General features: G+C 64.2%; 23 protein-coding genes, 1 pseudogene and 1 riboswitch. Of the genes and pseudogenes, 9 read left to right on the top strand and 15 right to left on the bottom strand.

The annotated features are described in order from the left end of the window. The first annotated feature begins 143 nt into the window (after positions 1–143). Positions 144–500, top strand: coding sequence for an HU family DNA-binding protein (locus AC07UH_RS20325; protein ID WP_495181998.1), 357 nt, complete (start codon positions 144–146; stop codon positions 498–500). 98 nt (positions 501–598) lie between these two features. Here the strand turns inward: AC07UH_RS20325 and AC07UH_RS20330 are convergent, their stop codons facing one another. From AC07UH_RS20330 to AC07UH_RS20365, 8 genes are all read right to left on the bottom strand, one after another. Beyond that, entirely contained in the window at positions 599–1,309 is a 711-nt protein-coding gene (locus tag AC07UH_RS20330; protein ID WP_495181999.1) for an acid phosphatase, read from the bottom strand. A 2-nt stretch (positions 1,310–1,311) separates the two neighbouring features. Continuing rightward, the gene (locus AC07UH_RS20335) at positions 1,312–2,367 is read right to left on the bottom strand and encodes a Ca2+-dependent phosphoinositide-specific phospholipase C (RefSeq protein WP_495182000.1); all 1,056 of its coding nucleotides are present in this window, start codon (positions 2,365–2,367) and stop codon (positions 1,312–1,314) included. After that, positions 2,367–4,919: a TonB-dependent receptor gene (locus AC07UH_RS20340; RefSeq protein ID WP_495182001.1), complete on the bottom strand. Its 2,553-nt coding sequence runs from the start codon at positions 4,917–4,919 to the stop codon at positions 2,367–2,369. The genes AC07UH_RS20335 and AC07UH_RS20340 overlap by 1 nt, the downstream gene beginning before the upstream one ends. 176 nt (positions 4,920–5,095) lie before the next feature. After that, complete coding sequence (locus tag AC07UH_RS20345; RefSeq protein WP_495182002.1) at positions 5,096–5,374, bottom strand: BrnA antitoxin family protein; 279 nt, start codon at positions 5,372–5,374, stop codon at positions 5,096–5,098. Further along, positions 5,355–5,672: a BrnT family toxin gene (locus tag AC07UH_RS20350; RefSeq protein ID WP_495182003.1), complete on the bottom strand. Its 318-nt coding sequence runs from the start codon at positions 5,670–5,672 to the stop codon at positions 5,355–5,357. The genes AC07UH_RS20345 and AC07UH_RS20350 overlap by 20 nt, the downstream gene beginning before the upstream one ends. A gap of 657 nt (positions 5,673–6,329) precedes the next feature. Continuing rightward, positions 6,330–6,893, bottom strand: a complete 564-nt coding sequence (locus AC07UH_RS20355) for a recombinase family protein (RefSeq protein ID WP_495182004.1) — start codon at positions 6,891–6,893, stop codon at positions 6,330–6,332. Between the two features lie 182 nt (positions 6,894–7,075). Beyond that, complete coding sequence (locus AC07UH_RS20360; RefSeq protein ID WP_495182005.1) at positions 7,076–8,587, bottom strand: hypothetical protein; 1,512 nt, start codon at positions 8,585–8,587, stop codon at positions 7,076–7,078. 365 nt (positions 8,588–8,952) lie between these two features. Next, complete coding sequence (locus tag AC07UH_RS20365; protein WP_495182006.1) at positions 8,953–9,582, bottom strand: nitroreductase family protein; 630 nt, start codon at positions 9,580–9,582, stop codon at positions 8,953–8,955. Between the two features lie 167 nt (positions 9,583–9,749). Here AC07UH_RS20365 and AC07UH_RS20370 point away from each other — a divergent pair, with 167 nt between their 5' ends. The 7 genes and pseudogenes from AC07UH_RS20370 (at position 9,750) to AC07UH_RS20400 (ending at position 14,981) form a co-directional block, all read left to right on the top strand. After that, the gene (locus AC07UH_RS20370) at positions 9,750–10,700 is read left to right on the top strand and encodes a LysR family transcriptional regulator (RefSeq protein ID WP_495182007.1); all 951 of its coding nucleotides are present in this window, start codon (positions 9,750–9,752) and stop codon (positions 10,698–10,700) included. A 240-nt stretch (positions 10,701–10,940) separates the two neighbouring features. Further along, a complete protein-coding gene (locus AC07UH_RS20375) occupies positions 10,941–11,399 on the top strand; it encodes a GNAT family N-acetyltransferase (protein WP_495182008.1) in 459 nt (152 codons plus the stop codon). Positions 11,400–11,542: 143 nt separating this feature from the next. Then, a riboswitch (ZMP/ZTP riboswitch) is annotated at positions 11,543–11,626 on the top strand. A 14-nt stretch (positions 11,627–11,640) separates the two neighbouring features. After that, positions 11,641–12,273 (top strand): DJ-1/PfpI family protein, encoded by a 633-nt coding sequence (locus tag AC07UH_RS20380; protein WP_495182009.1) that lies wholly within the window; start codon positions 11,641–11,643, stop codon positions 12,271–12,273. 502 nt (positions 12,274–12,775) lie between these two features. Beyond that, positions 12,776–12,870, top strand: a pseudogene (locus AC07UH_RS20385) (transcription elongation protein SprT); the annotation flags it as partial. A gap of 175 nt (positions 12,871–13,045) precedes the next feature. After that, on the top strand, positions 13,046–13,699 hold the full coding sequence (locus AC07UH_RS20390) for a nucleotide-binding protein (protein ID WP_495182010.1): 654 nt from the start codon (positions 13,046–13,048) through the stop codon (positions 13,697–13,699). Further along, on the top strand, positions 13,696–14,031 hold the full coding sequence (locus AC07UH_RS20395) for a hypothetical protein (protein ID WP_495189973.1): 336 nt from the start codon (positions 13,696–13,698) through the stop codon (positions 14,029–14,031). Before AC07UH_RS20390 ends, AC07UH_RS20395 begins: the two co-directional genes overlap by 4 nt. After that, positions 14,028–14,981 (top strand): replication initiator protein A, encoded by a 954-nt coding sequence (locus tag AC07UH_RS20400; RefSeq protein WP_495182012.1) that lies wholly within the window; start codon positions 14,028–14,030, stop codon positions 14,979–14,981. Before AC07UH_RS20395 ends, AC07UH_RS20400 begins: the two co-directional genes overlap by 4 nt. Positions 14,982–15,550: 569 nt before the next feature. Here the strand turns inward: AC07UH_RS20400 and AC07UH_RS20405 are convergent. The 7 genes from AC07UH_RS20405 to AC07UH_RS20435 are packed head-to-tail and all read right to left on the bottom strand — an operon-like array spanning position 15,551 to position 18,860. After that, entirely contained in the window at positions 15,551–17,095 is a 1,545-nt protein-coding gene (locus AC07UH_RS20405; protein WP_495182013.1) for a type IV secretory system conjugative DNA transfer family protein, read from the bottom strand. Continuing rightward, entirely contained in the window at positions 17,095–17,376 is a 282-nt protein-coding gene (locus tag AC07UH_RS20410; RefSeq protein WP_495182022.1) for a hypothetical protein, read from the bottom strand. Before AC07UH_RS20410 ends, AC07UH_RS20405 begins: the two co-directional genes overlap by 1 nt. Next, a complete protein-coding gene (locus AC07UH_RS20415; RefSeq protein WP_495182014.1) occupies positions 17,376–17,807 on the bottom strand; it encodes a hypothetical protein in 432 nt (143 codons plus the stop codon). Before AC07UH_RS20415 ends, AC07UH_RS20410 begins: the two co-directional genes overlap by 1 nt. Positions 17,808–17,817: 10 nt before the next feature. Continuing rightward, positions 17,818–18,111 carry a hypothetical protein gene (locus AC07UH_RS20420; protein WP_495182015.1) on the bottom strand — a complete coding sequence of 98 codons (294 nt, stop codon included), beginning with the start codon at positions 18,109–18,111 and terminating at the stop codon, positions 17,818–17,820. Beyond that, positions 18,111–18,302 carry a hypothetical protein gene (locus tag AC07UH_RS20425; RefSeq protein WP_495182016.1) on the bottom strand — a complete coding sequence of 64 codons (192 nt, stop codon included), beginning with the start codon at positions 18,300–18,302 and terminating at the stop codon, positions 18,111–18,113. The genes AC07UH_RS20420 and AC07UH_RS20425 overlap by 1 nt, the downstream gene beginning before the upstream one ends. Next, a complete protein-coding gene (locus AC07UH_RS20430) occupies positions 18,299–18,517 on the bottom strand; it encodes a conjugal transfer protein TraD (protein ID WP_495182017.1) in 219 nt (72 codons plus the stop codon). The genes AC07UH_RS20425 and AC07UH_RS20430 overlap by 4 nt, the downstream gene beginning before the upstream one ends. Before the next feature lie 13 nt (positions 18,518–18,530). Beyond that, entirely contained in the window at positions 18,531–18,860 is a 330-nt protein-coding gene (locus AC07UH_RS20435) for a conjugal transfer protein TraD (RefSeq protein ID WP_495182018.1), read from the bottom strand. Positions 18,861–19,025: 165 nt separating this feature from the next. On the opposite strand from AC07UH_RS20435, the gene mobQ reads away from it, so the two are divergent. Then, positions 19,026–19,765, top strand: a 740-nt coding sequence (gene mobQ / locus AC07UH_RS20440) for a MobQ family relaxase (RefSeq protein WP_495193965.1), incomplete at its 3' end; no start/stop codon positions are given.

The raw sequence follows: 19,765 nt of genomic DNA on the forward strand, positions 1-19,765 counted from the left end.
AGCAATCCATCCGGTGTCACAACCGTCCGGTTTCGACCAGGCAGCGCGAGCGTGCATTTCCGCCGGCTTGCAGGTGTCAGAACCGCGCGCCGAAAATATCGGCTTGCGATAGCCTGAGGTAAAAAGGTCTACCTTTCTCCCGCGTGATATCACTGTCCCGCTCATATTCCAGAGTTGCCCCGCGGCCTCATCAGGCTACCAAAACGCGATCATCAAGGAGTGAGAACGGCATGAACATCGGTGAGTTGGCGAAGGGCGTGGCTGCCACGACGGGCACGAGTGAGGCGGATGCCAAGAAGGTGGTCGCCGCAGTGTTTGATGAGATCGCGGCTGCTGCGGCGAAGGGGGACGAGGTCAGCATCCCCGGATTCGGCAAGTTCGCCGTCAAGGATCGTCCGGAGCGCGAAGGCCGCAATCCGGCGACCGGTAAGCCGATGACGATCGCGGCGTCGAAAAAGGTATCGTTCACAGCCGCCAAGGGGCTGAAGGACAAGCTTTGAGGTTAGCGCGCCGGCGGACACTTCGCCGGCGCCACCTTGCTTACCGGGAAGTGCCAGCCGAGCTATCCGGTCTGAGAGCGACGACCATCACGGGATCATCAATCACACATCGTGCGCGGCCGCGATGCGAGCGCCCGCCGGAGCTCGCCCCGAGCTGCGTCCATATCGCTGCGAAACGCCGCGGACGCATGCAGACGCGCCACAAGCACCGTGCCCGCCATGTATCCTGCTTCGACCGCGCTGAGGCTGTGAGAGCCGCAGACGTACCTGCCTTCGCCATAGATGCGGCCACGCCGCAGGATCTCGGTGGCACGGTCCGGCACCAACTCAGCCAGGATGAGGGCAGTAGACCAGCCGTTGCTGGTGTGGCCGGATGGGTAATCACCGTTCGCTGCTAGATGGTCGGTCTTCGCTTCGCAGATCGGTTGATCGGTGTCTAAATACGGGCGGCGCACGGCGAGCTGCGCTTTAGTGCGCCCAACCATGCCGGCATCGCTTATTCGGGCGAACACGCGCGCGAGAGCAGGCGCCGATCGTGCGTCGAGACGAGCACCAAGCGCGCAGGCGAAGGTGTCGAAGCGGTCGCCGGTCACGTCGCGCGTCGCCAGCGTCCAGCGTGGGGTGCCACGTAGACGACGGGTCTCGATGAACACCGCCCGGTCGGCTAGCGCCTGGGGGGAGTCTGGTGTGGGCGGCGGTAGCAAAATGCGTGTCAGATCAGGCATGTCGAGCGGCTGAAGATAGGGTGTGGGTGCGTCAGCTGCCGCAGCGCCAGTGGTTAGCACTGCCATGGCAAGAATGATCCGCATGGTCACCGTTCCATCTTCGCAAGGTCGCCGCACCCCGTGGGTACACGCACCGGATTGCACCGCAGCTGGGGTGTCACCTGGTAGCCACCGGGCAAGCGAGGATCGGGCCAGAGATAGTCGGTCGATACATATTGAGCGCCGCCTAACAGTGCTGCATTGCGGGGACCCGCATCACCCGCGCGGGCCTCGCGCGTGTTCGCGTCGGCGCGGGTTCGAACCAGATAGCCGGCCAGTACCGCGGCGCGGATGCGCGCGGCATCACGGACCGGCTCATTGAGCGTCAGATAGGCAGCGGCAGGTGACGCTTCATCCGTGTTGATGAACATCGCCCGCCCCTCGAGCGAATGTCGGCGTCCCCGGTAGCCCGCGACCTTTGCTGGCGGCTCGTCCAAGGCCAAGATGAAACGACCGCGCACGGCAGCCAATGTCGGCCAGTTATTGGCGCGCACCGCCTCGCGGAGCGTCGGAAAGCGGCCCTGCACTTCGTCAGGCGTCACGATGCGATGGCCGAGACCGGCCCGCAGTTCGGCGTCCAGCGCGTTCCATGCGGTACTGTCGAACGGTAGCGCATCGATGCCCCCGCGCGCCGCGTTGTGCTCGTCCTTGGCGTTGAACAGGATCAGGATCGGCAAATGATGCGGGTGCGCGTCCGACCAGCTGCGGATCTGACGAAGACAGTCCGCTAGCAGCAGGCAGTGGCTGGCATTGTCGATGCCGGGAATGTGCAGCACCTTGAAGCCGGGCTGGCGTAGCGCCGGATCGGTCGAGCCAAGCGCATAGTGACCGCCAGCGGGATCGTAGTTGACGTCGATCTCCAGCTGACGTGCGCCCGCGTCCAGCTGCTCGGCCAAGGGCCGATGCGCATAGTCCAGGGCTTCTGCCGCGGCCGGGTCGGCAGCACCCAAGCGCGCCATGGTCGCGGCCGGCATGGCGCGCTTGTAGCTGTTGTGGGTGCCGACCAGCGCCACGTCGTTTATCCGCAGCGGCCTGGGCTCGCCCGCAGCCACCACGCCTGCCAGCGCCAGCAACGCCGCGGCTGTCGCGATACGACCGCGCATCAGAAGCGCAGCAGCACGGAGGCGCTGACCGAGCGTCCAAAAATCGGCCGGGCGATGATGATGTTCCCCGCCGGCACGCCGGGTACTACCTGCTGCCCTCCGCCCTGGCCCAGGCCGAGCGTGTTGGACAGGTTGAAGCCCTTCACCTGGAAGCTGAGGTTGGGCGTCGCATCGAAGTCGATCGTGGCATTGTAGACCGAGTAGCTCGGCAGCCTCTGTGTATTGGCATCGTCGTTGAACTTGGCGCCCTCGTATCGCCACTCGCCCAGGATGCGCAGGTGGTCACCGAACAGGTGCAACTGCGGCCGGACGCTGGAGAAAACCTTAGGCATCGAGCTCGGCCGATTGCCGTCGAACGAGGTCGAGACCGGCCGGCCAGCGACGATCGTGTTATAAGTGTAGTTGCGGAACTTGGGATCCTGGTAAGTGAAGGTCGCGGCCACATCGAAGAAGCGGACGGGACGCAGATTGCCTTCCAGCTCGACGCCTGTCGTGCGTACATCGCCGTAGTTGATTTCCTGCACGATCAGTAGCGTTTGCGGATCGATAAAGGTGTTGGTGAACTGCACGTCGGCAAAGCCGTTGTAGAATACAGTGGCGAAAGCTCCGACCGGCCCGGACTGGAACTTCACGCCGCCTTCCGCCTGCTCGATTGACTGGCTGCGCACGCCGGTAGGCAGGACGTTGTCGCGATACTGGCCGATCTGCGGCAGACGATAGGTGTTCGTGTAGCGCGCGAACACGCCCATCTGCGGCATGAACTGCCAGTTGACGCCCACGGTATACGCCTGATCGTCGAACGGCTCGTCGAAGCGCGTCAGGATGCCATTGCCGCCCAGGACGTTGTCGTCGGCGAGCGTGTCCGGATCGCCGAGATTATAAGACCTGGCACCTTCGCTGAAGCCGTGGATCCAGATCTTTTCGTAGCGGAAGCCAGCGTCGATCCGCAGCTTTTCCGTTAAGCGCCACTCGTCGGAGATGTAGGCGGCGACGTCCTCGTAGCCTCCGAATGAATGCGCGAAGCGGGACTCGTACCGCGCGATGCCACCATCGGTAACACGGCCCACCACGGTGCCCGCGGCGTTGACGACGACCACATCGAGAAGTCGTGCGTTGTCCGCTACTTCCGTCAGGCCGACACCATCGTTGCGATCATGCGCCCAGTCAGCGACCGTGCCGTAGAGGCCGAGCTTGACGTCGTGACGACCGAAACCGGTATCGAACTGGCGGCCGAGCTCGACGAGGCCGATCGACTCCTTGATCGGGTTCTGAATGGACTGGAACGTGTTCACGCCGACATAGCCGTTGCCATTCGCGTTAGCCGGAAAGGCACTGCCGTCGTCGTTGTATACGAAGCGCACATCGGCCGCACCGCGCGCGCGGAAGGCGGTGAGTGCCGTGTTGCGGAGCGTGGTCGTCAGATAGGCCGACGGCGTGGTCAGGTTGTTGAGCCCGCGCGCATTGCGGTTGGTCTTCGAGTCTCGGTAGCGGAAGCCGCCGGACAGCGTCGTCATGTCGTCGAGCTCGATGTCGCCCTTCAGCGTGAATTGGAGGTCGCTCGACTGATTGAACAGGTTGAACTCCGGGCGGCGAATGCCGCCGGGCGTACGGATGATGACGCGGCCATCCTGGCGTCCGGTCAGCGTGTCGTAGCGCGCGTCGATCCCCGGCAACTCCTCGACGTCGCCATCAGCGGTGCGAACGAGCGGCAGACCGTCGAAGAAGAAGTTGTTGTCCTCGATGTACTTGATCCCGAACGACAGGTGGCCGCGGGCAAGGTCTTTGGAGATCAGGATGCGGCCCTGGCCGCCGTTGTTGGCGACTGGACCGGGGTCGCGTACACCCTGGTCCCAATTGTAGAAGCCGCCAACCGAGAAGCGCCAACCATCGGCGATCGGACCACCGACCCACACGTCACCGCGTGCCTGGCCATAGTCGGCGGTGGTCAGCTTCACGATCCCGGATAGCTCAGGGGTGCCCTTGCGTGGTATGAAGTTGATGAGGCCGCCGGGTGCGTTCGAGGCGAAGATCGAGGACGGGCCGCCACGCACCGCTTCGATCGACGCGTAGGTCTCGTCGATGCGGACGAACTGGTCGACGTTGATCCAGTTGATGCCGGGATCGTGCTGGATCGGCAGACCGTCCTCGTACACGGCAAGCGCCTCGTAGCCGCCACGTGGGATGCCGCGCACGCGCGTGTTGTTTGCGGTGACGCCGGCGGAGTCGTCGGCCCACACACCGGGAATGGTCTGGAGCGCGTTGGCGAGATTGGTGATCGCGCGCTCGCGGATGTCGGTGTCGCTCAGGGTGGTGATCGAGTAGCTCGCCTCAACCTTCTTCTGCGCTTCGTTGCCGAGCCGGCCAGTCACGACGATGTCGTCGAGGTGGAGGTCGTCGCCTTCAGTGGTGCGGGGTGGTGTTGCGTCTTGCTGCGCTTCGGCTTGGGTCGTCGTTTCATTCGGCTTTGGCGGTACGCTTTGCGCCCTAATTGTCGCCGGTGAAATTAGCAGGATGAAGGCTGCGGTGGTCCGCAGTCGCAGGCGTGCGCGCAAAGATATTCTCCCTGTCCCGGCCTTTGTTCAGGCTCGGTGTCACCACGCGCTGTGGCGGGAGCTTGTGACAGCGGTGAGAAGACGTCGCGTCGCAGCGATGACAGGCTGATGTCAGACGGAAGACAAGGGTACGAGAGCTACGCCTCTGCCGCGCAGAGAGGTGTCAGAACCCCGTGTCAGACCTGTGCATCCGTCACATAACGGCGGAGCACCCGGTTGATCTCGGTCTGGTATCCGCGATCGCGCGCGTGCTCCTTGAACCAAGCCACCACATCGGCATCGAGCCGCAGCGTGACTGGCTTTTTGAGCGGCCGGTAAAGGCCAGGCCGGCGAGCATGCAGCCATGCCTCTGGGGGAGCTTCGGGAATGTCGGCCGTGTCGATTTGCTCGTCAGGCAGCGCCACGAGTGCAGCGAGCTGATTCTGCATTTCTGTGCTAAGCGCCTTCTTGCTCATAGCGTTGCCTTTCCTGCCTTGTTGCCTTGCGGGCGCTAATGATGCGGGTCCGGTCCTCGTCAAAGCGATCGGGATAGCTATGGACGACGACCAGCATGACGACGGACCCGACCAAGCCCAACGCATGCCAACGCTGCTCGCCGCCTTCGACGCGATCAGGGAGAATGACGTGGAGTGGGTCATTCCAGACCTCTCTTGCCAGCTCGAACGAGACACCGTGTTTGGCGAAGTTCGAGGTAGCCTTCCCGTCATCCCACTCGAACGTCACGTCGGCCTCTGTATTGACGAAAACGTACATACACCCGCTCGACCTCAGCCGCAAGCCGTCGAAGAGCCTTCAAAAGCGGGGGCTTGGCAAATTGCTTATCAGCTACGACGCGAGACGCCGTTTATGGCGATCGGTGCCGGGGCCTACCACTTGAAGGCGTATAACGACCGGGCATCATCGAGCATGCTGATCGGCGTGGGCGTGATCCAGCCGGCGCCGTGCATCGGGTATGGTCCATAGAACAGGTCGCCAAGCGCACGCCGGTAGTGCGCGTTCATCCAGCGCCGGCGCCGGTGCTCCGGGCCGTCGTGGAGGATGTGACACCGTTGGCACAGGGCCGCCAGTCGGTGGAGAGAGCTGTCGCTGGGATCATGGTTGAGGTGCGCACAGGCCAGAACCACCGGCGTCCAAGCGCCACGCGTCAGGAGGTCTTCCGTGGGTCGCCGTACACGCCGGCCCCGCCCATTACGCCAGCATAGCCGGTTTGGATCCCACCAGCGTCCATCACCCAGATGGAAGATTCTTCGTCCGTGCGGGCGACCGCACTTCTCGCAGCATCCCTTGGCCCGCACGAAGCGGACGTGATGCGAAAGCTGCGGCCAGTCAATCGGGTACAAGAACACGTGTTCGGGGCGGATCGGCATCAGGCCTCCCCTTCCGAAGCACCAGATTGCGGAGCGCCCGGCATCATGAAGCCAGCGCCGCGGCGGTCAGCGCCCGGTAGAGCGTAGCATGGTGGCATTTGAGCAGCTTGGCCGCTTCGCGGACGGAAGTGCCCTCGCCTACCAACCGTTTCCCGAGCGCGACCTGATCGGGCGTGAGCTTGGGTGGGCGGCCGAAGCGGACTCCCCTTGCCTTCGCCGCTACCCGCCCGCTGCTGGTACGCTGGTGGATCAGCTCGCGCTCGAACTCGGCGATGCCGGCGAACACCGTGAGTACCATGCGACCTGCTGGCGATGTCGTGTCCGCCCAAGGCTCAGCCAGGGAGCGCAGGCCGGCGCCGGCCTCCTTCAGCTTCTCGGCAATGTCGAGCAGATCACGGGTGGAGCGTGCCAGCCGGTCAAGCCGCGTCACCACCACCGTATCATCGTCGCGCAGCTGCTCGATCATCTTGGCCAGCTCGGGCCGGTCACGCTTCGCGCCCGACACCTTCTCCTCGAACGTCCGCTTGCATCCGGCCTCCTTCAACGCGGCGCGTTGCAGCCGGAGGTCCTGGTCATCGGTGGACACACGGGCGTAGCCGATCAGCATGTCGCAAAACTGTATCAGAACAACGGCATTATGCAACAGACTTTTGCAACGCCAGTGCACGAGAGAACACGAGCGTCGGGAGCGCTGTCGCGAAACTTAGGACTTACGCGCCAACCGTTCTGGCACACATAGAACGGGTAAACGGCGTCGGCGGTTGTCATAGTGACCGTGTCGCAGGCGCTCTATTTAGGCGTCTGCGTTGCTATCCATTGCTGAAGCTGCGGCGTGTCGGTGATGTCCCCGGCAAACAAATGAACCGGCACCACTGGTTCGTTAAGTCCACGTGGTCGACCGCGGTAGACCTTCATCGGCATGCTGCCATTCGCCAGCCGGCTCGGCAGTTCGTAGCGGCGCACGTCCATATAGAGCGTGTCGGCGCTGGTTGTACGGCCGACGTGAACCGCGCCGAGGGCCCGCCACAGGTCGACGGCGTCTAAGCAGGCGGACCCGCACGACCCGTCAGTGACTAGAAACACCGGTCCGGCAAGTGGGCGGGGGCTAGCGGCCAGAGTACGAGGCTGCTCGCCTGCGGTGTCATCCTCATCGCCATCTTTCCACAGCGCATTACCGCGGCTGATCGCCCCGCGCATGCCAGCGATGACGGTGCGGAACCAGCGGTCGGCATCCGGGGACAGGTTGCGACCGCGTTGCTCCTCGTAGCTTTCCGTCATGCTTCTCAAGTTGGTGGCCGATGCGCGCCATTCGACGTAGACGTGACCCGCAGGCAACCGGTCCAGGGCTGGGCGTCCCCACAGTACCTCAGCAATCTGACGTGACCACTCGGAGGAGCCACCACCGTTGCCGCGCAGATCAAGGACGATCGCAGGCGCACGCGCCAAGGCGTCGCGATCGGCTTTCATGGTGGCGATCATGCCGGGCAGCGTCTTGCCGGCTACTGAATCAGGATCGGCGTTGAACGACGGAATGGCATACCAACGCGTGCCATCGGGCAGAGTGCGAGTGCCGAAGTTGTACGATGCTCGCTTGCCGGCTTCCTGCTCCTTGGCCATGAGCGTCATTATCTCGACAGGCTGCCAGTCCAGCACCACGGATTGGCGCTTGCCGTTGACCAGGAAACTACAACGCCGAGGGCGCGGGACATACGGATTGCCCTCGCTGCTGAACAGATAGGTACCGAAGCGCCGACGTTGTGCCTCCAGCTGCCATCTCCCCCATTGTGGTGCGAGGACACGTGCCGCGGTTTGCTCTGCCGTGTAGCCGTCACAACCGAGCAACTCGGCTCCTATCGGCACGGGGGCTTCCGGTACGCGGACGACAACACGCTGAGTGCCACGTCCGTCATAGTTGGTCAGGAAGCCGGGCCAGCGCAGGCCGTCGAGCGGCGTTGCGCCTGGTGCACCCAAGGAAAGATGGCCATCATCAAACGAAGCTGCGTAGCCGCGTAACGCGAAGAAGTAGTCGCCATAGCTGCGCGCTGTCCGCGCGCGCCGCAGTGCGAGGGCCAGTTGGGCGTCGTTGCGCTTGGCAAAGGCAGGATCGGCCGCGTTGACCGGGCCAGGGTGGTTCGCCGCGATGTCGTCGTGAAGTGCCTGCGCATCTTGGCGCAAGGTAGCGGCCCAATCGCGCGGGGTGCGCTCAACCGATGTTTGACCAGCAAGTTGGGTGGACGCGGATGGTGATGGTTCGCCAGCGGCAGCCGGCGCGGCCTGAAGTGCGAGGGAGAGCCACAGCATAGTGTCAGGCTGTCAGCAGTGTGGTGCCACGTCAATACACCTCCTCCTGTGACAACGCCCCTTCCCGCTTCTCCATCGCAACGTCTTCGTTTTAGGAAGAGCTATTGGGAACAGATTTTGGGAAAACGGATGTGCGGAGATCGTGGCGTTCTGCCCTGCCTCACCAATCATCCCGATCGTCGTTCCCAATCGGGAATGGCTCAACGGCTCTTATCGCCCAGACCCCACTCCGCTTGCGAGCCGATCATCTCTTTGACCTCATCGTAGGATCAATCATAGCAAGGAACTGACCGCTTGGCCGTACTCCCATGCCCTTTCGGTCTTTGAAGCAGCCCCGATGGGTTATGGCGCAGCGGCCTTTCGGCCTACCCGATCTCCGTCACGAAGTCGGCGCGGCTGCGTCGTACCTTCTTGAGGTTGACCAGCCAGTCGCCGTCGGGCTGCCGGTATCCTAGCGGCAGCAGCACGACGCTGCGCAGGTGCTTGGCGGGCAGGCCCAGTATGTCGTCCACCGCCGCCGGCTCGAACCCCTCCATTGGCGTCGAATCCACTTCTTCGAACGCGGCGGCGATCAGCGCCGCTCCCAGGCCGATATAGGCTTGTCGCGCCGCCGCCTCATGGTTGGCGGCGGTGCCGCGATCCGCGACGATGCTCAGGAGCTGTCGCCGGTAGTTCTCCCAGCCCTCGTTCCGGAAACCCCGGACCTCGTTGGTGAGATCGAACATCATGTGGATGCGCTCGGGCGTGATGTCGTCCCAGGCGGCGAACACCAGCAGGTGGGAGCAATCGGTGATCTGCGCCTGGTTCCAGGCAGCCGCTCTGATCCGCTGCCGGATCCCGGAGTCGGTGACGACGAATAGTTCGAAGGGCTGAAGCCCGCTCGACGTGGGGGCCAACCGTACCGCTTCGAGGATGTTGTCGAGCTTATCCTGCGGCACCTTGCGCGCCGGATCGTACTTCTTCGCCGCGTAGCGCCATGCCAGCCGCTCGATCACGCTTACCATTCCACTCGTCTCCACGCTCGGGCGCGAAGATCGTCGCCCTACCCTGGACCGGCATGTTGGCTTATTGCAGAGTAAGGTAAAGCCGTTCAGATGCACAAAGCCGCTGCATGGATTGCAGCAATGATTGGGGAGGGATGAGCAGGACCATGGGAGCGGGAATGGATGACGGACGCGCTGCCGAACATGCGGCCCTGCTGGCAATTGCCCGTGAAGGGTCGTTCGTGGCGGCAGGCGCGGCGCTCAGCCGTCACCCGACGATCGTCTCCAAGCGCATCGCGGCATTGGAACGGCGACTGGGCGTACGTCTGCTCGAACGAACCACGCGCCGCGTCCGACTGACCGACGCCGGCGAGCAACTCGCAGAACGGCTCCGGCACGCGACGGACGCCATATCAGAAGCGGAGCAGGAAGCATCGGCCGGAGGATCGCAGCTGCGCGGGCGGTTACGCCTCGCCTTTCCCGCCGCGATGGGCCGGCAGTGGCTTGCATCCGCCATGCCGGACTTCGCCCGCAGCTATCCCGGTCTCGACGTCGAGGTGGATTATGCCGAGCGCCACGTTGATCTGGTCGGCGAGGGCTTTGACGTGGCATTGCGCCTCGGCGCGCTCGGCGACAGCCGCCTCGTGTCCAGGCGGCTGGGCGAGCATCGCATCGTGCTCGGCGCGTCACCGGCCTACCTTGCACGCCACGGCGTTCCCGAACGCCCCGTCGATCTGACCGCCCACAGGTTGTTGCGTTACACGGGTCCGGTCATGACGCCGGAATGGCGGATGAGGCGTGACGGTGTGTGCGAGACGGTCGTGCCGTATGGGGGCTTCCGCTCCAACGACATTGCGGCGCTCGTGGAAGCGGCGCGGCAGGGGCTTGGCGTCGTCGGCTTCGGTGAGTGGGCGATGGCGCGCGACTTTGCGGCTGGGAGCCTGGTGCAGATACTGCCTGAATGGCGGTTCGAAATCGACGGCAGCATCCATCTTCTGCGCCCTTCCGGCAGCTTCATGCCAGCACGTACCGAGGCGTTTGTCCGTTGGATCGGTGCCTTGTTCGAGGGTGGAGCGCCCTGGCGACGTTTGCCCGCCGTCGAACACGCAGATCGTTGCGATGGCCTATGATGACCGGCCATCGCTGTCGACGTGGTTCTCGATCACGGCCTTAATGATTTTCAAGAAGCAATCCGCTTTCCCGTTTCACCATCCCAATGGGAAAGCCCCGGCCCTCCTACCAGAGGTTCCCAAATGAAAAAGCCTGACGCTCCCGCTGGCAAACGCTGCCTTACGGCAGCACAATAAGGACTACTGCCTGCACTCAAGCAGGCACGCTACTGCTGTCGCCCGTTTTAAGGTGCACGCGATATGTTTGAGGTTAGTGAAGACGATCTGACCGGAGAGAAGACGCGCAACCTATTGGCGCTGCATCTTGCGGGGATGCACGCCAGCTCACCTCCCGGCGGCGTGTTCGCGCTCGATTTATCGGGTCTATTGGTTTCCGAGGTCACGGTGTGGACCGCGTGGCAGGATGATCGGCTCGCCGGCGTCGGTGCCCTGAAGATGCTATCGGACGGTAACGGCGAGGTGAAGTCGATGCGGACCGATCCGGATCTTATCCGGAAGGGTGTAGGCGGTGCGATCCTCGAGACGATCATCGCCAAGGCAAAAGCGTGCGGTGCCCGCCGCCTGAGTTTGGAAACCGGAAGCGGGCCGGCGTTCGAACCGGCGCTTGCGCTATATCGTCGCCGCGGCTTCGCCAACGGCGTGGCGTTCTCCGACTACGAGCAGAGTGACTTCAATCAGTTTCTGCATCTTGCCTTATAGCAGGGGTTGCCAGGGAACGGCTTTCCCGGAACTCGATCCCAATGGGAATGCCTCGGACGTCTCACTGACGATTCCCAAATGGAAAAGCCGCTAGGCTGGCTCTCGCTCCCGACCTTGCATCAGTCCATATTAGCGGTAGGCTGTCCTCGCCGCGTGACTGGCGACGCAGATGGGCAACCATCGGGGAGCGCGGTTTTTACAGAAGGCCGCTCGCCTGGGCCGCTCCACGAAAGGAAGCGGCATGAAGATAGCAGTATTGTTGTTCGATGGCGTCACGGCTCTTGATCCGATCGGCGTGTATGATCCACTCGCGCGACTACCCGGCACAGACATTACCTTTGTAAGCGAAACAGGTAGTTTCTGCCGGACCGGCGATGGCTTCCTTTCTCTAGCGCCTGCCGCCGCCATCGCTGACATCGGCGAAACCGACATATTGCTCATACCGGGTGGCAGCACCGAGGGGTTGCGACAGTGCATGGGTAGCGAAGTCGTGCGCTCGAATGTCGTGCGGCTCGATCAAGGTACGAAGCTGACGGCCTCTGTATGTACGGGATCGCTGATTCTTGGCGCTTGCGGCTTGCTTCGTGACCGCAAGGCGACGACCAACTGGCGTGCAAAGGACTACCTCGCTCGGTTCGGGGCTGAATACACGGGCGACCGCGTAACACGGTCTGACAAGTATTGGACTTCTGCCGGCGTCACGGCAGGAATCGACCTTGGCCTTGCTCTCTGCGCCTATATCGGCGGTGACGACCTTGCGGCAGCAGTCGAGCTGGCGATGGAATATGATCCCAAACCACCCTTCGGAACTGGCAATCCGCATAGCGCCCCGATCGAACGTCAGAAGGTCGTGACGGAGGTATTGCGAGGCTAAACGTATACCGGCAGCGTCATCCGAACGCGAAATTACGCTGCCGGATTATCAATTTGGATGTTTCAGGTGGGATTTGAGAAGGCCGATCCTTTCCCAATATTCGATCCAAACGGAAACAGCGTTCGGCTTAATCGCTTAGTGGCTTAATCGCATAAAGCGATGCTGGCGCGTCCCATGCGGGACCGCGCTCTATCTCTGCTGCGCTCCGATCGAGCCGCCGATCGGCGGCTTGCCCCTGACGGGTTACGATCGCTCGCGCAAGGCGAGCGCACCCGCCCCGAGGACGCCGGCCAAGCCGGCGAAGTCGTCCGATGAGAGGGAAAGGGGAGCGCCGCCCCCCTCCCCCAGCAACGGCAATCAGCCGGGCCGTGGCTCGCTGCGCTGCGCCCGCACCACCCCGGCAGATTGCCGCTGCCCTCTCACCCCCCCCCCCCGCTGTTCGCCACGAGGCAGGGCCGATGGCCGAGGCCTTCGCCCAAAAGCGATTTGAAGGGATAGGATCATGAATCAGGACAATCGCGAGAGTTGGCTGAATCGGTGGCGACCGGCATGGCCCCGCTGTTCGAGGCGTTGGACGCTCCCCTGCCCGCGCGCGTGGCTTGAGATGGTCGGCGCGCCGCTTTGCCCGGTCGTCGATCATGGGCCGATGCGTCACGATCCACTCGACGCCGGCGATAGCAAGGCCGACGATAGCGGCTAAGCGACTAATCACCTTTACGACTAAGCGGCTAAGCGGCATAAGTCGCTTAGCCGCTTAGTGGGAGTAGCAGTCATGCAGGTATGGGCCGTGATCGCGCAGAAAGGCGGTCAATCCAAGACAACCCTTTCCACCGGCTTCGCCGTCGAGGCGGCGCGCGAGGGGGCGTCGGTCGTGATCCTCGACGCCGACGATCGGCAGGGGTCGGCACTCTACTGGTCGGAGCGCCGCGACGATGACGACGTGATGGTGAAGGATAGCAGCGTCGCTGGCCTGCCCCTCCACGTCTCGCGCGGGCGGGGCAGCGGCAAGATTGACCTCATCATCATCGACACGCCGGCGAACTCGAAGGACATCGCAATGCTCGCGGCCGAGCAGGCTGACTTCGTCATCATCCCCGTCGCGCCGCGCGGGCTGGACGTTCATTCGGTGTTGCAGACCGTAAAGCAGGTCCAGCAGGCGGGCACGCCGTTCGCGGTTATTCTAACCCAGGTGCCGCACCAGGGCGGGGAGGGGCAGGAGGCTCATGCCGGCTTCGCGGCAAAGGGCGTGACGCTGTTCGACAGCCGCCTCCATTTCCGCAAGGACTATTACAAGGCGACGCCGCTTGGACGGACAGCAGCCGAGACGGAGCCGGACAGCAAGGCGGCGGCCGAATTGCGTAGCGCCTTTGAAGAGGCTAAGCGACTAAGCGGCTATACGACTAAGCAAGTAAGCGAGGTGGCATGATGGCGAGGAAGCCTTCCGCGCTGGCCGGCATCTTCGATGACCAGCCCGAAGAACCAACGCCAGCACCCGCCGTCGAGCCTGCCCCCATACCCCAGCAGCCGGCACTCGCGCGTCGATCGCGCCGCGACGCCAGCACGCCGACGTTGGCAGCGCCGGCCAAGCGCAGCAGCCATCCCGGCAAGAAGCCGGTGCTGATCCATATCCCCGAGGACATGCACCGCGCATTGCGCCAACTCAGCGTCGAGGAGGGCGGGGAGCCGCTCACCGTCATCACCGAACGCCTGCTCCGCCAGTATCTGGTCAAGCGGGGGCACACTAGGTTCGCACCATGAGCAAGCGGCGCGATCCCAATCCCGAGTTCGACCTGTTCATCCCGGCGCTGGGCGACCTGCCGCTCCGCGACCAGCGCGAGGTCATGGAGCGGCCGTTCTTCTCGCTCCAGAAGCGCAAGCGGTTGAAGCCGATCGAGTATGTAAGCCCGGACGGCGAGGCGTGGGTGCGCGTGCAGGCGATCCCCGACTACGGCATGGCGACGATCTGGGACGCCGATATCCTGATCTGGGCGGCATCCACCCTCAACCGCATGAAGCAGCAGGGCTTGAACGACCTGCCGCGCACGCTGACGACGACGCCCTACGACCTGTTGAGGGCGATCAAGCGCAGCACGGGGGGGCGTGACTATCAGGAGCTGCAAGCCGCGCTGCTCCGGCTCCAGACCACCTCCATCACGACCTCGATCCGGGCGACGAAGCGCCGGCAGAAAGCGGGCTTCAACTGGCTGGATAGCTGGACGTTCGACACCGACGCCGACACCGAACAGCCGCGCGGCATGACGCTGACCCTCTCCGACTGGGTTTACGAGGGGATCGTCAACGAGAAGTCGCTGCTGACCATGCACCCCGACTATTTCCTCCTGTCCGGGGGGCTGGAGCGGGCGTTGTATCGCATAGCGCGCAAGCATGTCGGCTCGCAGCAGGGTGGATGGCTGTGCCGGGTCGAAGTGTTGCGCGACAAGACCGGCAGCGACGCGCAGCCCAAGGAGTTCAACCGGATGCTCCGGCGCGTGATCGAGGCCGACCAGCTTCCCGACTATGCGATGGAGCTGGCGGAGACGACCGACAGGAGTCCGGCCGTCCAGTTCAGGCGTCGCGGCGAGGCCGAGACGCTGGCGCTGGCAGAAAAGATGCGGGCTGAGGAGGAGCGGCGCGCACGCTTCGATGCCGATCGCCGGCGCACCGAGGAGGTGGATGCCCGAATGGATCGGCTCGCCGGCCGACGCTGACTATCGGGGTTTCACCCACCGCTCGTGCAACTGTCGGGGTTTCACCCACCCGTCCAGAGTCGACTGGCAGACGCCGGCGCGCCGCTTCGGATGGCAAACAGCCGCCCGATCTGTGGATAACCAATCCGGATACCCGGTTTTCGCGCAAGTCTGACTCGGGGTTTCACCCACCATCGCTTCGGGGTTTCACCCACCACACTATCGGGGTTTCACACACCGAATCACGGGGTTTCACCCACCAGGTACTCTCACAGGCCATTGAAAACACGTCGAAGAATCCGCTTTTTAGACCCCTTAACCTTCTTAACGATTCCTATTTAACAGAATCACTTAACCCTGAGCGCGTGGACCGAACGACAGAGAAGGGAAATGCGGTATTGCCCCTTTGGGGCAATACACCTTCGTTGCGTGCCGACTAACGCCGTCACAGTAGCGGCCTTACGGCCGCAAGCTTCCGGGAGAAGCCAAGCCGATCCGGCGGTGTGTGACTGTCAGCGGCGAGCGTGCTGAAAGGGTGGGGCAGGGGCCTGTCCCGAGGTCTGTCACTCGATTTTGTCGGGTGTGTGCGGTCAGGCCGGATCGTAGAGGCCGGCGAACTCGCGTTCGGCGTAGTAGCGAATTTTGCCGACAACGAGCGGGTGCTGACCCTGCCGCAGCAGCAGGAGATCGTCGGGGTTCATCCGCATGATTTCGTCCGGCGTCGCCAACCGGCGCGCGGCGACGTGGCCGCTGGCGCTTTCCGATCGGGTGCCGTCGCTGAAGATGCTCGTCGGGCCGGACGTGCCGAACGTCTCATATTCGATGGTGGTGTCGCCGATCGTGCGCGAGAGCATGTCGGCGGTGGCGAGGTCGTTGACCCCGAAGGTCTGGATCACGCCGGCGTTCGACATGAACGTGCCGGCGCGCTCGCCATAGGTCGCCTTGAGCTGGTGCATGTCCTGGAGGATGGGCCAGAGCTGCATCCCGTAGCCCGCCATCAGCCCCATCGCGCGCTCGACGGGATCAAGACGACCGAGGGCGGCAAACTCATCGAGCAGGAACAGCACCGGCTTGTCCGGCAGGGCAGGGGAGCGGGCCATGTCGGTGACGGCCTGGCTGACCAGCAGCCGCAGCCAGCGCGCATAGGTGTCGAGCCGATCGGGCGGCAGGCACAGGAACACGGTGCCCGGCCGCTCCTTCAGGTCCGCGAACCGGAAATCGGACGCCGAGGTGCTGTCCACGATGCGCGGGCTGTCGAGAAAGTGGGTGTGGCGCTGGGCGGACGACAGCACGCCCGCGGCCTCGCGATCGGATTTGCCGAGCTGGCGGTTGGCGGCGCGCACGATCAGGCCGTGCGCGCCGGTGCTGGCCTGCATGTCCGCGAGCAACGCCGCGAAGCCGGCGGGATCGCGGGTGAGCTTGTCGCGCACCGTCGCCAGCGTGGCTTGGGACACGGGTTCGTGGACGACAGTGTGCAGGATGATCCCGGCGATCAGCGCCTTTGCTTCCTCGTTCCAGTGCGCCTCGCCACCTTGCCCCGGCGCATCGTGAACCAGCGCGTCGGCGATCGTCTGTGCGTCCTCCGCGAGGTCCGGGCTGGCGGCGTCGAGCCACGCCAGGGGGTTGTAGCGGGCCGCTGGACGTCCGGAGACGCCGAACGGGTCCAGACACCACACATCGCCCTTCCTGGCCCGCGTACGGGCCGTAACGCGGGCATTCTCGCCCTTGGGGTCGATGCAGATCACCGAACGGTCGAGCAGCAGCAGGTTGGGGATGATCGTGCCGACGCCCTTGCCCGAGCGGGTGGGTGCCATCGTCAGCAGATGCGCCGGGCCGTCGTAGCGCAGCAACCTGTTGTTCCGGCCCGAGCGGCCGATGACCAGATCGCCCGAGCCTTCCAGCTTTGCCAGGTCGCGCCGATCGCCGAAGCGGGCCGAGCCCAGCAAGTTGCTGTTCCGGCCACCGCCGCGGCGGTTGAACTTCCAGATACCGAACAGCGCCAGTCCGGTCAGCAGGAACGGCACGTCGGTCGCAATTTCACCGACGCCGAAGATGCCCTTGAGCCAGCTATTGCTCGCCATCAGGACGACGAAGCCGATCAGCAGCGCCCATAGCGGACCGATCCGCAGCGGCATCAGCAGCTCGCGCCGGCCGGCGTGATCGCCAGCGCCGGATCGGCATCGGGATGGCCGAGCAGCCTGAGCAGGATCGCCGTGGCGAGGGGCGGGGGCACCCGTTCGTCGCGTAGCATGTCGAACAGCGCGTCATCCTCTGCCGACAGCGCCATGTCCTCGATGGCCAGGTTGGCGCGGGCGTCCTCGTCGTCCTCGCGCCACATCGCGTCCTCGGCCGGGCTGCCGCGCACATAGTCGAGTGCCCGGACCTCGCGCCGGAGCGTGTCGAGGTCGATCGTCATCATGCGCCGTTCCTCCCGGCGACGGGGGCAGGGGGCTTCTCCGGTAGCTTTACGCCGAGCGAGGCGGCGCACCAGCGTAGCGCCCGGTAACGGGCGTCGGACATGCCCATGGATTTGCCGCGCATCCGGCAGACCCTCGCCGGACCGGATGGGGCGGCACTGTAATAGACCAGAACTTCCCGACCGTCGCCGGCGGTCCGTGCACGATAGGCGAGCGGCGCTCCCGGCCGTGATGTGGCGGTGGGTTCGGACGGATTCCAGGAGGTCAGACCTTCCGCTTCGAGAAGCGTCTGGGCGTAATCCGGACCATCGCTGTCAGCCGGTCTCTGGATCAGTTCGGCGACGATACCCAGGCGGGTCGCGTCGGCGTCACGGAAAGTGGCGACGACATGAGGCGTGGCCGCGGCTGCCAGGATCGCGATCGTCAGCATATCCGTTCTCCTATGGGCGGCTGAGCCGCCTGTTGTTGGCCGCGACCTTGCGCCGGTAGTGTTTCAGCGTGCCTTGCGTGGCCCCGAGCGGGGTAACGCCCAGAGCGCCGGTCATAAGCCGTGTCTGTAACTCGATCGCGGCGCGGACCTTTTCGGTCACCATCAGTTCGACTTCCGCGGCTCCGGTCGATCCACCGCTGGCGATGCGTGCCATGCGGAGCGCCATTACCGTGCCGGCTTCCGCGCCCAGCATCCACATATCCATGCCGGCCTTCATCCAGGCACCGTAAGCCTTGCCGTCCATCAGTGCCTCCCCAATCCGGGTGGAACCCGACGCCGTTCGGCGACGAGCAGATGCGCCAGCATATCGGCAGCTTCCCGCTCGGTCGCGTAGATGACATCGATCCAGCGCTTCTGCTCGTCTGACCACAGGCCCCATGACCCGGAGAGGTCGGGTTCTGTGCGCTTGGCGACACGGTAGCCTGCCATGCTCATGCCGGCGTTTCCGCTTCCGCGTCGAACGTTCGCCGCCCGCGTCGCTTCCACAGTGCGAGCGTCTCGCCGGCATCGCCTTCCCGCGTACGCCCGACGAGTTCCAGCAGTGCGCCGTAGATCGTCGCGCGATCGTCGTCGGCGAGATCGACCAGCCCGGCTTTCTGAACCAGGCCGCCCAGCTCGATCAGATGGCGGGTGCGCTCGCGACGTTGCACCACCCAGCTCCGGCTATCGGTTCGTCGCCGGGTCGCTTCCGCGCGTAGCGTCGCTGCCCGGTTCAGTCGCAACCCCCGATCCATCGATCGCAGCGATACCGCGACCTTTGCGCCCGCGGCTTTGAAAGAAGGCGGCACCCTTCGCCCGCCACGCCTCCTTCGCACCGGAATCCCTGGATGCGACCGCATCGAGCAAAGCGCCGGCCAGCGTCTCGGCATCGAGAGCATCGGCACCGGTTGCAGTGACGAGGGCACCGAGCTGTTCGATCCGCTTCGCCTTGAGCTGGCGTGCCTTGTCGCCGAGTGCCTTCAGCTCCGCGTCGTAATCCCGCACCTTCCGCATCGGTCAGCCTCCTAGCGGCAGGCATCCTAACTGCTGGACCAGCAGGGGCAAGCTTAACCGATCAGGAGACGCCATCAAGTCAGTCAGGAGGAGCGAAGCGGAGGATGAGTGCGCGCTTATACGTCGTTGCCGACGTGCGCTTAGAAGTGCATGATGACGAACGCGATGGCGATCTATCATTTCTCTGCCAAGGTCATCAGCCGCCAGACCGGAGCTAGTGCGGTCGCGAGCGCCGCCTATCGCTCCGCCTCGGTGCTGCACGATGACCGCTTCAACCGTAACCACGATTTCAGCAACAAGGCAGGCGTCATCCACTCCGAGGTGCTGTTGCCGCAGGGCGCACCGGAGCGTTTAAACGACCGCACGACGCTGTGGAACGAGGTCGAGGCCGGCGAGAAACGCAAGGACGCGCAACTAGCCCGCGAGGTGGAGTTCTCAATCCCGCGCGAGATGAACGAGAAGCAGGGCGTCGCGCTCGCCCGCGATTTCGTCGCCGAGCAGTTCGTGAAGCGCGGGATGGTCGCGGACCTCAATGTGCATTGGGACAAGGCGAAGGACGGCAGTCCCAAGCCGCACGCGCACGTCATGTTGTCGATGCGTGATGTGGGACCGGACCGGTTCGGCAAGAAGAACCGCGACTGGAACGGCACGGAGCTGTTGAAGGAGTGGCGCGAGGCGTGGAGCGCGCACGTCAACGAGCGGATGGCGGAGCTGGGGCTGGAGGGCCGGATCGATCATCGCAGCTACAAGGCCCAAGGGATCGAGCTGGAGCCGCAGCACAAGATCGGGCCGATGGGGAAGCGGCATGAGCTGGAGGGCCAGCCCCACCGCAACGCCGAGGATCATGTCCGGATCGCGCGCGAGAACGGCGAGCGGATCATCGCCGATCCGCGTCACGCGCTCGA

The organism is Sphingomonas sp. GW821-FHT04B01, from assembly GCF_059420425.1.